Genomic DNA, 13,078 nt, shown 5'->3' with positions numbered 1-13,078 from the left:
AACTGAAAAAGCATAAGTGGTGCATCTTACAAATATTTGTAAGAATTCTTTTATTTCCATTTCGCGATAAACATTAGGAGAAATCTTTATATTATTTTTGTGCCCTAATATATGCCCTAAATATTCATAAACAGCTCTTGCACCGTAATATGCGCGTTCGCTGAGTAAACTTAAAAAGGACTTTCCTACTTTACAAGTTTCTTTATTACGGTCACAAAATGTTCCTAAGTCATTTAAAGCTTCCTTAAACGCAATAATTACATCACTTGTTGTTGTCTCATTATTTTTTGCATTAGGAGAATGGTTACTGCTTGGATTTGCTACGAAAAATGAAATAATGACAAAAACAAAAAACAAAAAAAATGATAATTTGATTAAAAAACGTATCATGAGCAATTAATGTACCGCAGTGGTAAAGGCAATAAAAAAGGTATTTTACACACTGTATCTTTATAAAAAATTTATAAAACGAGTTTTTTATAAAATTGAATATTCATTTATTGGACCTATATCATTAGCTTTTTTGTAAATATGATTATGATGTCGCTGTATAAAAATGGGATATATTGTCTATTTAGAAAAGAACAATACCAAAATTATACAGAAATATCATGCAGTTAGAGGCTTATTATATATAAGAAACTATGATAAAAAATAGAGGCATCTCTTACAATTTCATCTCATTCATCTCAAGCTAAGATTTTTTATAATATTGTAAACATCAATTTAATTGAATATGAACAGAAGGAATTTATGCCAAAAATAATATCATTAAGAGAAAATTGCTCTTACCAAACCGTTTACGGATAAGTAACCCTCTATATGTAAGCTATAAAGAATGAGAATGACTATCATCATTCTGGTATTATAGGAAAATATTCTCAACTTGATTTTAAAGAATAGGCAAACATATGTGCCAAAAATGAAGAATAACGTAGTATTATTGTTTAGCTGATTAAATGTGATAATGCTCGTTTTAAAATACTATAGGGTCTTGAGTGTTAACCATTTGATGCTCTCTTATACAGATTAAAGATTTGTAAAGTATGAAATTAATAATTATTGATAAGAGCTCTTGTTGATTTATCAACTTATAAATGGATATAATGAATCTGCTTATTCTAGGAATCTGAAAGGAAAAAGCAATAATATCACTGCACTTCTTCCTAGCTTGAAATAAGAAATCATTTACATTCGTTTTTTGTGAAAAATAAACGCAACTGAAAATCAAAACTAATGACAACAAAGCGAAAGACATCCCGAAAAAAAACTATAAAAAATCGTAAATACCATAGTAGTCTTGTTATTACTCTTCTTCTTATAATTTTTCATTTTACTTTTTGGATAGCAAAAAATCTTTATTTCTATACACGAAAAAATACTTTATTTTTTGTTGGCTCTATTCTTTTTAGCATTAGCTTTTTATTTGTTTCATTTAATGCTTTATTTTTGCAAATGACACCACATAAAAATATTTTTACTCAAATAAAGTTTTCTTCTACTCAAAATATAGGAAAAAGCTCTAATTTATCTGAAAAAGAATCAAAATCACAAGAAACCTCTCATGTAACTTCATTGAATTCTTCAAGTCATCACAACACAAATCCACCTTTTTCCCCTCAATCAGCAAGCATGCTGGAAAAGCAAAAAGAACTCGCAAAATTAGGACTTTATGATGGACCTTTAGATGGACTGGATGGACCTAAAACACAACGTGCTATCGCTTTATGGAAACAACAAGCTACTCAAAAAATGCAAAATGATGTTTTATCCAATCACACAACAGATGAAATTGCGCTATTAATTAAACAGAGCGAAATAGAAATGGAAAATAACACAACAAAAAAAAATATAACAAATTCGAACGAATCTACTTTACAACCTTCTATTGAAGATATTTTACAGGTGCAAAAAGCTTTACAGATTTTTGGTCATGAGGAAGTTCTTGTCACAGGAATAGAAGATCAAAAAACCATAGAAGCCTTAAAACAGTTTCAAAAAATGTTTGAGCTTCCTATCACAGGAAAAATTAATCCCACAATTTTACTGAAAATGCGTGAAATTGGTTTATTAAATTAAAGATAATCGTCTATATTATAAAAATAATCTCTTGATTGATAATGATAATTGATCATTTTCTTGTTTAATGCTCCCGAATACAAAAAAATTTCTTTACCGTAAACCCTTTTATATTAAATAATCAGAATGGTTTTCTTATACATTACATATTAAGTCATACAATTTGCTAGCAAAAGCATCATGACCGATTACAGCAAAAAATCATTGTAAGAGAGAAAAGGACATTATTTAAAAATTTTTATTACTTCTAATGATAAAAAAACACGAAATTCTGTTGTTTCATCGCACCCTCCTCTCATATTTTCGAGCTAGAAATGATCCATATATTACTGTCAATTTGATTTTGTGAATATAACGCAAGAATATGTCCAAACATCTGAAAAATAAGGAGACGAAAAGCTAGTGATATTATGGCTATTGTTTCCAAAGTGTTTTATAAAAAGCCGGCACATTTATTCAATCTATGATTGGAAAAGTTTTATATTTTATGGCGTTATTTCCTAAGAAAGCCTGTGCTTTTGTTGCTGCTTGTCAAGCAATATTTAAGCCTTCATTTAACCGCATATTTGAGATAAAGACTAAGTGCTATCTCTGCTGTTGTCGCCTTTGTATGCCAAATGGAGTGCGCGCACGTATATCTTCTATTTGTGTAATTTCTTAAAACAGGAAAACAGCCTAATTTGGGTAGAACATAAAAATTTTAATAGTAGAAATCATTTGCCATCTTGGTCATTTTCTTTTCATTTAACTTTACAGCTTTCAAAGACATCTAAAAACCGCGCTTTCTTTTGAATAATGAAGAGTATTGCCTCACGCTTTTATTTATCACGTGTCTTTTGGGGATCACCACTCCCTCACGTAAAATAAAATGTCCCAAATGGAATATACTTTGCCATTCACGGGGCTTTAAAAGAAACATCGCTCACAGTACCCAAGCCCATTTTACAATAATACCTGCAAATAATATAATAGCAATTTCACTGTGTACTATTATTTTAGGCTTCTAAAGAAGTAAGCTAGCATCATTATACACTGTCCCTACCTTCAATGTTTCAACAGCTTTTGGTACTTGAGATAATTTATAAAAAAGCATATCTTCCTTTAATTTTTTATCAACATAGTTCTCTCCGCCTATAAAAAGCAAAAAATGTGGTTTTGATTGATTCAATTATAAAAGAAGTTGAAATGAGAAAGTCTTATGATATTCAATATGAAAAATATATAAATTATATTTACAATCAATACCTTATATAACTTTTATATTTCTTCCTAAGCATAAAGCTGGTAGCGCACAGGAAGTTTTATAAACTCTGAGAAAATTTCATAATTACAAGAAGTTTTACATAATCCCATTCTATGAGCGATAACGTAAAATGGATTAGGGGGCATTTTTTCAAAACAGCCCATCAATTTACAAAATAAATGCATTTTTTGAAGTATTCTGTTTGTATGAGACATTCCTGCTGTTAAAAGAAAACGCATAAATTAACTGCACAATAGCGCCCCGCTCTCTATCAAGCATCCCTATCCATATTGAAAGCCTATTAATAATAACCCCCTGTTTTATCTTGCCTCCTATTTTCTTTCATAACGCTCTCAAAAATACACTTTCTCACATGCTATAAATCATAGTGCATTCTAGAGATGCTTTTTATTTTCTTTAAGGAATAAAATAAAAGGACATACATAAAAATTTATTTCAGTGGTCACAATACAATAAAAAATATTAACCCGTTATATCCTTTTTGCTATTGCAGCTTGCGCTGCTGCTAAACGAGCAATTGGGACTCGAAAAGGAGAACATGAAACATAATCTAAGTTATTTTCTTCACATAAAGCAATAGAAGCAGGATCACCTCCATGTTCACCACAAATTCCCAATTTTATTTTTTCTCGCTTTGAGCGTCCACGCTGTGCAGCAATGGCAACCAGTTCTCCTACACCATCACGGTCAATAGATACGAAAGGATCTTGTTCTAAAAGGCCTTTCTGAAAATAGGTTGCCAAAAAAGGAGCCGCATCATCACGAGAAATTCCAAAAGTGGTTTGTGTCAAATCGTTTGTTCCAAATGAAAAAAACTCCGCCGTTTCAGCAATTTCATCGGCTCGAAGTGCTGCTCTTGGAAGCTCAATCATCGTCCCAACCATATACTGAATAGTTCTTCCCTTTTCTTTCATCACTTCCTCAGCAACCTGATCAATACGCGCTTTAACAAAATCAAGTTCAGATTTAAGCGCAATAAGTGGCACCATAATTTCAAGCATAACAGGAGAGCCAGATTTTTGGGCGGCTTCTGCTGCTGCTTCAAAAATCGCCCGCGCTTGCATTTCAGCAATTTCAGGATAAGTAATAGCTAAACGACATCCTCGTAATCCAAGCATAGGGTTAAATTCGTGCAACTGCTGTGCGCGTTCAGCAAGCGCTTCTGCAGAAACCCCCATAGCTTTTGCAACTTCAAGAATTTCTGCATCGGTTTTGGGTAAGAATTCATGGAGTGGCGGATCAAGCAAGCGAATGGTCACAGGCAAACCACACATAATTTCAAACAATTCACTAAAATCTGAACGCTGCATTGGCAAAAGCTTGTCTAACGCTTTGCGACGTCCACTTTCATCATGACTTAAAATCATTTCACGCATGGCAACGATACGTTCACCAGAAAAAAACATATGCTCCGTACGGCAAAGACCAATACCTTCAGCCCCAAAAGAACGCCCCATACGGGCATCAGATGGTGTCTCAGCATTGGCGCGAACTCTTAGACGTCGCATGCCATCAGCCCATTCCATCAACTTTGCAAAGTCTCCGCAAAGCTCAGGCTGTAACATCGCAACCTTCCCTTTGAAAATTTCCCCACTCCCACCATCAATCGTGATAACATCACCTTTTTTAAAACTTTCTCCTGAAGCAAACAGCGCATTTGTGTTATAATCAATCCGTACATTGCCAGCACCGGAAATACATGGCTTTCCCATCCCCCGCGCCACAACAGCAGCATGGCTTGTCATGCCGCCACGCGTTGTTAAAATTCCTTCAGCAGCATGCATCCCATGAATATCTTCTGGGCTTGTTTCTACGCGGACCAAAATAACTTTGCGTCCTTCTGCTGATGCTGTTTCTGCCTCTTCTGATGTAAAAACAATTTCACCCGTTGCCGCTCCAGGAGAAGCCGGTAAACCACGCCCTATAACAAAACGTTCTGCTTTGGGATCAAGTGTTGGGTGCAAAAGTTGATCAAGTGACTTTGCATCAATACGCATCACAGCCTCTTCACGACTTATTAAACCCTCTTCAACCATTTCAATTGCTATCTTGAGAGCTGCACGTGCTGTGCGTTTTCCTGAACGAGTCTGCAACATCCATAATTTACCCTTTTCAATGGTAAATTCGAGATCCTGCATATCTCGATAATGCTGCTCAAGTTTCTGCGCGATCTGACATAACTTTAAAAAAGCTTCAGGCATGATTTTTTCTAAAGACGGATTATTTGAACCAGCAACAATACGCGCATTTTCTGTAATATTTTGAGGCGTTCGAATACCCGCCACAACATCCTCCCCCTGCGCATTAACTAAAAATTCACCATAAAGTTCTTTTTGTCCTGTCGATGGATTGCGTGTAAAAGCAACACCTGTTGCCGAATCTTCTCCCATATTCCCAAAAACCATAGCTTGCACATTCACGGCTGTTCCCCAACTTTCAGGAATGCCATGTAAACGGCGATAAGTAACTGCACGTGCTGTCATCCAACTTGAAAAAACAGCTCCTATCGCCCCCCATAACTGTTGTGCAGGATCTTGTGGAAAGGGGGTCCCTAATTTTTCTTCAACGTAAGCTTTATAAGAAGTAATAACATTCTTCCAATCATCTGCTGTCATTTCTGTATCAACAGTGTAACCATTGTGTGCCTTTGCTTCATCAAGAATCTCTTCAAAAAACGAATGCTCTACGCCTAAAACAACGTTAGAATACATTTGGATAAAACGCCGATAACTATCATAAGCAAAACGTTCATTATTGGCTTGTAAAGCAATCGCTTTGACGGTTTCATCATTCATGCCAAGATTTAGTACTGTATCCATCATCCCTGGCATAGAAGCTCGTGCTCCTGAACGAACAGAAAGCAGAAGTGGTCTTTGTTCATTCCCAAATTCACGTCCTGTTTGTTCAGAAACGCGTCTTAGTGCTTTCTTAACAGATTCCTGTAGCTCTTCTGGATATGATTTGTCATGGGCATAATAAAAATTACAAACTTCTGTTGTCAGAGTAAAGCCGGGTGGTACCGGCAAACCAAGGTTACTCATTTCTGCCAAATTAGCGCCTTTACCTCCCAGAAGATTACGCTCACTTGCGCTTCCTTCTGCGCTGCCATCTCCAAAACTATAAACCCATTTTTTCATTATACAAATCCTCCCATATCAGCATCAAAACACCATTCAACTTAGGCTCATTTAAAAACAATGATTTGATTTTAAAACCGGCAAAATAAAGAATATCGTTCCATAATCACTTCATAAATGCATAATACCAATCCTTCCAAAAGAGAAATGAGACCATACATCTCATTTATCCCCCTTTTGGAAGATTAAATTTTAGTTTTTAAGATAACCATCAATCACCGAAAAAAACTCGTCTACGTTCATGGCACCTTCATATTTATCACCATTGATAAAGAAAGTAGGCGTTGCTGTGACACCAAGTTCTTTACCACGCTCAAAAGATGCATTCACTTCATCTAAAATGGACTGATTTTTCAAACACGCAGTAAAACTCTCATCTGTAAAACCCGCCATTAAGCTAATCTTTTTCAACGGTGTCAGAGCATCTTTTACCCAAGCCCACTCATTTTGTTTTTGAAATAAAACTTCTATCAAAGGAAAATAGCGATCTTCTGGTGCACATCGCGCTAACATAAAACCTGCTGTTGCTCGAGGATCAAAAGCATAATCGCGAAAAATCATTTTTACTTTGCCTGTTTTGATATATTTTTTACGAATTTGAGGAAGGATATCGTTATAAAAATGCGCACAATGCGTACATGTCAATGAAGCATACTCAACAATGATGACTGGAGCATCTTCCTCTCCTTCAAAGCGATCCTTTACTTTACCCGATTGAAGAAGCTCAGCCATATCTACCGTTGCAACAGGCTTTGAACCACGCGCTAAAGCAACTGTTACACTGTTTTGTACAACCGTTATGAAGAGAAAAATTATTCCAAGAGATAAAAAAGAACGATATTTTACCATAAATAATACTTTTCTGTTGTTATTAAAAGAATAGGAATCCAATGCTTTTGCATATATTATAAGGAAAATATATAAAATATCTTACTATTTATTATTTTTTTCCGAGAAAATGCAACAGCCAAGTTTATAAAGTGATTGGCGTAAGCTTTTATCTTCAATTCCTTCGAGCATTTTTTCCAAGCATTTTTTGTCTTTTTCACTTAAAGTCGGCTTTAGAGGCACATGATTCATAAAAATCGACAGACTTTTTTGCTCAATCTTGATGCGATCAATAGCAATATAACCAAAAAAACCATTAATTCTATGAAGCAATTCCTCTGTTTCATGCATCAATTTTAACGCAGCAAATCCTTCACATGCGATAACAAGTGTTGCGGGCTTAAAAACTTCATCTTGATCGGCGCGACGTTTCCAAATAATTTTAAGGGGTATTGTATGTTTACTGATATCATAGCCCACAATTTGTGGCCAATGCTCTATAAGCGCGACATTAAGCCCTGTCCGTTTACGTAAAACTGGATCAAGTATTTTCAGGACCGTCCTAGAAAGAGAATAAAAAGCATGCTTTTTTAGTTGTTTTCTCATTTTTAGATCATTATTCAACCGTTTACTCAATGACAATCATTTGTTTCATCTAAAAATTTTACCTTTCTAATTTATATAATATCAACAAAATAGACATTCTTTCCACACCAAAGTCTCAACAATAAAAATACAGAAGCAAAAAAACATAGATGACCCAATAAATGCTTTTTTCTTTTGCATTTTACGTCTCCCTATGCTTGAAAACAATCATGTATGAAATTTCTTCGCACCTCCTTTCTTGGTACGATAAAAATCACCGACATCTCCCATGGCGGATTACTCCCGAAGAACAAAAACAAGGTATCCGTCCTGATCCTTATCATGTTTGGCTTTCTGAAATCATGCTTCAACAAACAACCGTTGAAACGGTTAAGCCTTATTTTAAAAAATTCTTGAAACTTTGGCCTGATCTTTCTTCTTTAGCAAAAGCCTCACAAGATGACATCATGAAAGCATGGGCTGGACTTGGTTATTATTCACGCGCACGAAATCTTAAAAAATGTGCAAGCCAGCTTGTTGAAAACTACGCAGGACAATTTCCACAATCTGTAAAAGCCTTACAAACTCTCGCGGGTATTGGAGATTATACAGCCGCAGCCATTGCTGCAATTGCTTTTAACCACCCTGTAGCAGTGGTTGATGGTAATGTCGAACGTGTGATAGCCCGCCTTTTTGCTATTACTTCAATATTACCAAAAGCAAAAGCTGAAATTAAAGAAAAAACACAAAAAATTATTGCTTTAAATCGTCCTGGCGACTTTGCTCAAGCAATGATGGATTTGGGAGCAACAATTTGTACGCCACGCAAACCATCTTGTTCTATCTGCCCTCTTCAAAGTTTATGCAAAGCGGAAAAGATGCAACAAACAGAAGCTTTTCCAGTTAAAGCTCCTAAAAAAGAACGCCCTTTAAAAACAGGTGTTGCTTTTGTAGTCCTTAATAAAAAGAGACAAATTTATTTAGAAAAAAGACAAACACAAAAGCTCCTTGGTGGAATGACCCAAATTCCTAATAATATTGGCATAAATAACGAAAATGGACTTCAAAATGCACCCTTTACTGCCAATTGGCAATTTAAAGGACAAATTACCCATGTTTTTACTCACTTTTCTCTAAAACTCGATGTTTACTATACGGACGATCTTCATGAAACAAATTGTGAAAATGGTTGGTGGTGCAACATTCAACATCTTGCTGACGAAGCGCTCCCTACTGTTATGAAAAAAGCTATCTCCATAGCACTTCCCAATTCTTTTAGGTTTAAATGACCAGCCCTATTGGTAAAAATGTTTGTTAACAAAGACTTTGATTCCCTAGCGACCATTTCTTCCTCTGTAAAAGAAATTAAGAGCGTGAAATAACCAATTTTTCCTACAAATAAGAATTAAGCAGAGATAAAAAAGCTTAGAAATCTTAGATTTAAATTTCAGGATTTATCTTTTTTCACCTACGCAAAAGCGCGCCGATACCATCACACACTTTACCAGTCTCCAATGTTATCTCCAACCCTCAACTCTTGAGACGGCTCATAAGAAGTACTTTTAATCCTATGTTAGCTCCACTTATGACGTGCAAACAAGTGATTTTTATTGACTCAATATAAAACAGGTTTGAAATCAAAAGATCTGACGATATTCGATAAGCTAATTCAAAAGGTGAATAGTGAATAATGCTAACTTATTGTTATAATTAACATATTTCTATACTGCACGCACCCCCATAAATGTACATGCTCCCCCCTTAAAAGAACTTACTTTTTTGAACTTCTCAATGAATCTTTTTAATTCTGTTATTTTATTTTCATAAAAGTATATCGATTGATAATTTGACTATTTTGACACTTAAATAAAAGTATAGAGTGAAGCTTTTTCATTTTGAGTTCTTCTATAAGAGTTATAAAAAATACTCACTTGCCACTTTGCAAACAAAATGAGCATATAAATAACGCTTTTAAATGCATAAAATGCCCTTACGTCTCTCTCAATTAAAGGCATCTACACATTGGCGATCAATAGATAGAATGAAGTGATCTTCTTCATTTATAAAACACCTGTTTTTAACATTTGTGAGCGTATAATCATTCTTAAATGATCTATGGATTTCAATCGTCCATTTTCCTCATAGTACCAAAAGGTCCAACCGTTACAACTCTGCGAATCTTGAGCCTTTCTTCCCATTGCATGAATTGAGCCTGCTTCACCACCATGCATAATCGTACCATCAGCTCTTACAATAGCAGATACTTGCTTCTTGCGATCATAAAGTACTTCTCCAGGATAGAGTAAACCTGCTTCAAGCAAACTATTGAATGCTACACGTGGTTCTGCTTTTTTTCTATCCAAAATCGCCAGTTCTGGTTGTGCTAAAGGTTTAACCGCCGCAATCCTCTCACACGCTGCATCAATATAATCTTGCTCACGTTCAATCCCCACAAAATCACGCCCTAAAAGCTTGGCAACAGCACCTGTTGTTCCCGAACCAAAAAACGGATCAAGAATAACATCACCAGGCTTACTAGAAGCCATAATAATACGCGCTAATAACGCTTGTGGTTTTTGTGTTGGATGTAATTTACGCCCTGCATCATCCTTTAAACGTTCAGCTCCTGTACAGAGAGGAAAAAGCCAATCTGAACGCATTTGTAAATCTTCATTTGCTGCTTTTAAAGCATCATAATTAAATGTGTACTTTTTATCTTTTTGATCTCGCACCGCCCAGATAAGAGTCTCATGGGCATTTTGAAAGCGACGCCCTCGGAAATTAGGCATCGGATTATTTTTGCGCCAAATAATATCATTAAGCATCCAAAAACCTAAATCTTGTAATGCCGTTCCAACTCGAAAAATATTATGGTAAGATCCAATAACCCAAAGCGTTCCGTTGGGTTTTAACACACGACGACACGCAAGCAACCATGCTCGGGTAAAAGCATCATAAGCAGCAAAGCTCTCAAACTGGTCCCATGCATCATCAACCGCATCAACAAGCGAATGATCTGGGCGGTATAGCGCACCATCTAATTGCAAATTATAGGGGGGATCCGCAAAAATCATATCAACAGAATGTTTTGGCAATTTTTCTAAAACGGCAACACAATCTCCTTTAAAAATTTTATTGCGCCATGGCATCTGTGAGGAAGTACGAATGAAATCTTTTTGAAGCTGAATAACTGTCATGAAAAACCCAACGAAATGAACTGAATTTGCCCTATAATCAATCAAAATAGTTTATAGACCCGCATTACCCATTCATATTTACAAAATAGAGTAAACGTATCGTTAAAGTTCTAAAAAATTGATATTCATTTTTATTTTTTAAAGTAAAAAAACTTTCATATGAATGAGTCCTTATTTTTCTTTTTTAATGTACTGTTCCCATAGCTTTTATTTTGTAAAAAAATTAAGAATCGCTTTCAAAGCGTATTTTTATGAAATAAGGTCCTCTTAATATTGTTCTCATGAAAATTGTCCATCTCGTAACATGTAAAGGAATATCTTATGCCTCAGATAGATCTTATTATTTTTGATTGTGACGGAGTTCTCGTCGACTCTGAATATCTTGCAGCAAAAATTGGATCTCAATTGCTCAAACAAACAGGATATGAAATATCAGCGGAAGAATTGAGTGAGCGTTTTGCAGGGCTTATCTTTCGCGATATTCTTAAACACGTTGAACAGGAAACAGAAAAGCCAGTTTCTGCTCATCTTATAGATCAGATGACCAATATTTTTCGTAAACAAATAAAAACTGAATTACGGGCTATGGATGATATAAGAGAAGCTGTAGAAATGATTCAAACGCGCTATCCCTACTGTATCTGCTCTAATGCAAAGAGTGTAGATATAAAAGAAATGCTCATTACTGTTAATCTCTATGACCTTTTTGAAGGTAAAATATTTTCAGCACCTGAAGTGGGAACAAAAAAAACGAAACCTGCCCCTGATGTTTTTCTTTTTGCCGCACAACAATTAAAAGTAGAACCCCAAAACACAATCGTTATAGAAGATTCACTTCATGGTGTCCACGCTGCCATAGCAGCAGGCATGCGTGTCATCGGCTTTACAGGAGGTTCCCATAGCTATCTTGGCCACTCTAATGCACTTGCAGAAGCTGGTGCGGAAACAGTTATCGCAAAACATGCTCATTTAGGAGAAGTTTTAGAAGCAATGGCTGTATGGCGCGATTTATTATAAAAAAACTCTTGAAGATATCAGTTTGTAAATTTTTGTAAGAGGATATTTTATCCAAATCTCCTCCTCTTTTCGCTTCTCTTCTTTTCTAATAACTTTAATAAATTTCAATATGGGGTGATTACATCTTAGTATGAAAAAAATATGGTGACTTGCTCAGAAACTATGAATCTAACCATTGCACATGCTTTAAAAGGAGCAAAGATACGAACGCATAAAAAAATCTAACCTTCTGGGAAATCAATCCTACCGGTAAACTAGCTATCTTTTTCAAATCCAATATCCTAGTCCCAACATCAGTCATCCATCCTGATAAATGACTAGATTTGTCAAAGAAAAAAATATTATAATTTCTTGCTCAATAAGATGTAAAAATTTCTATATCCCCTCAGCTTATTAAATACATTACCCAACATGGTAGAATTGTATGCTCTGTTCGTATTAACCACAGGCAAATACATTAAAATTCGCGGAATCTATAGAGCAGTTCATTGAAAATGACAAAAGCACCCTTTCCGAGTTATAAGGGCTTATACCTTCTCAATCCAGATCTCATAAACTTGTTAAAGTTTTATTGATATTACTGCTTAAAAAATCTTTTGACGACATCAATTGGCATAGTCTCTCTAAAGTTAGATAAAGACTAGAAAAATATGTCTTTATAAAAATATGCACCTTTATAGGAAATATTTTTTATCAAAAAAATGATGAACAATATATTGATTTATAATGATAATCTAACGTTATTCAGATTAAACAAAAAATGAATATCGTAAAATTCTCTCATTTCAAATCTGGATATATTAAGTTAATTAAAAAAATAAATAAAAACACCCCTTTATGAAGTACCCCAAGAGTCGAGGATTACAGCAACATCAGGAACAAGCCTAGCGTATGACTTTACTCCTTTATAAAAATAAAGGTGGCGGAAATCTATGAACTTAAGGCTTTATATTATACTACTTACACATGTC

General features: G+C 35.0%; 8 protein-coding genes. 3 read left to right on the top strand and 5 right to left on the bottom strand.

Annotated features, from left to right (window positions below; translation table 11 throughout):
• The coding region (locus FS875_RS08065) for a DUF5330 domain-containing protein (protein WP_166428914.1) at nucleotides 1-390 on the bottom strand (390 nt) is incomplete at its 3' end.
• An 846-nt stretch (nucleotides 391-1,236) separates the two neighbouring features.
• Here FS875_RS08065 and FS875_RS08060 point away from each other — a divergent pair.
• Complete coding sequence (locus tag FS875_RS08060; RefSeq protein WP_144755450.1) at nucleotides 1,237-2,079, top strand: peptidoglycan-binding domain-containing protein; 843 nt, start codon at nucleotides 1,237-1,239, stop codon at nucleotides 2,077-2,079.
• A gap of 1,734 nt (nucleotides 2,080-3,813) precedes the next feature.
• On the opposite strand, the gene ppdK is transcribed toward FS875_RS08060, so the two are convergent.
• The 3 genes from ppdK to FS875_RS08045 all read right to left on the bottom strand — a co-directional run bounded on the left by ppdK (nucleotide 3,814) and on the right by FS875_RS08045 (nucleotide 7,914).
• Nucleotides 3,814-6,480 carry a pyruvate, phosphate dikinase gene (gene ppdK / locus FS875_RS08055; RefSeq protein ID WP_144755447.1) on the bottom strand — a complete coding sequence of 889 codons (2,667 nt, stop codon included), beginning with the start codon at nucleotides 6,478-6,480 and terminating at the stop codon, nucleotides 3,814-3,816.
• A 192-nt stretch (nucleotides 6,481-6,672) separates the two neighbouring features.
• Nucleotides 6,673-7,329: a DsbA family protein gene (locus FS875_RS08050; protein WP_144755444.1), complete on the bottom strand. Its 657-nt coding sequence runs from the start codon at nucleotides 7,327-7,329 to the stop codon at nucleotides 6,673-6,675.
• Between the two features lie 84 nt (nucleotides 7,330-7,413).
• A complete protein-coding gene (locus FS875_RS08045) occupies nucleotides 7,414-7,914 on the bottom strand; it encodes a DUF721 domain-containing protein (protein ID WP_144755442.1) in 501 nt (166 codons plus the stop codon).
• 161 nt (nucleotides 7,915-8,075) lie between these two features.
• On the opposite strand from FS875_RS08045, the gene mutY reads away from it, so the two are divergent.
• Nucleotides 8,076-9,182, top strand: a complete 1,107-nt coding sequence (gene mutY, locus FS875_RS08040) for an A/G-specific adenine glycosylase (protein ID WP_144755439.1) — start codon at nucleotides 8,076-8,078, stop codon at nucleotides 9,180-9,182.
• Between the two features lie 771 nt (nucleotides 9,183-9,953).
• Here the strand turns inward: mutY and FS875_RS08035 are convergent.
• Complete coding sequence (locus FS875_RS08035) at nucleotides 9,954-11,042, bottom strand: site-specific DNA-methyltransferase (RefSeq protein ID WP_373925582.1); 1,089 nt, start codon at nucleotides 11,040-11,042, stop codon at nucleotides 9,954-9,956.
• A 369-nt stretch (nucleotides 11,043-11,411) separates the two neighbouring features.
• On the opposite strand from FS875_RS08035, the gene FS875_RS08030 reads away from it, so the two are divergent.
• Complete coding sequence (locus tag FS875_RS08030; protein WP_144755433.1) at nucleotides 11,412-12,107, top strand: HAD family hydrolase; 696 nt, start codon at nucleotides 11,412-11,414, stop codon at nucleotides 12,105-12,107.
• Nucleotides 12,108-13,078: the final 971 nt, after the last annotated feature.

It is taken from the genome of Bartonella saheliensis (genome assembly GCF_902162175.1).
The sequence above is the reverse complement of the archived record's forward strand: the minus strand, read 5'-3'. Positions and strand labels throughout refer to the sequence as shown.

Excerpts from the sequence above, each read along its gene's own strand:
- FS875_RS08060 (WP_144755450.1), top strand. The coding sequence starts at position 1,237 with ATGACAACAAAGCGAAAGACATCCCGAAAAAAAACTATAAAAAATCGT.
- ppdK (WP_144755447.1), bottom strand. The coding sequence starts at position 6,480 with ATGAAAAAATGGGTTTATAGTTTTGGAGATGGCAGCGCAGAAGGAAGC.
- FS875_RS08050 (WP_144755444.1), bottom strand. The coding sequence starts at position 7,329 with ATGGTAAAATATCGTTCTTTTTTATCTCTTGGAATAATTTTTCTCTTC.
- FS875_RS08045 (WP_144755442.1), bottom strand. The coding sequence starts at position 7,914 with ATGAGAAAACAACTAAAAAAGCATGCTTTTTATTCTCTTTCTAGGACG.
- mutY (WP_144755439.1), top strand. The coding sequence starts at position 8,076 with ATGCTTTTTTCTTTTGCATTTTACGTCTCCCTATGCTTGAAAACAATC.
- FS875_RS08035 (WP_373925582.1), bottom strand. The coding sequence starts at position 11,042 with ATGCCATGGCGCAATAAAATTTTTAAAGGAGATTGTGTTGCCGTTTTA.
- FS875_RS08030 (WP_144755433.1), top strand. The coding sequence starts at position 11,412 with ATGCCTCAGATAGATCTTATTATTTTTGATTGTGACGGAGTTCTCGTC.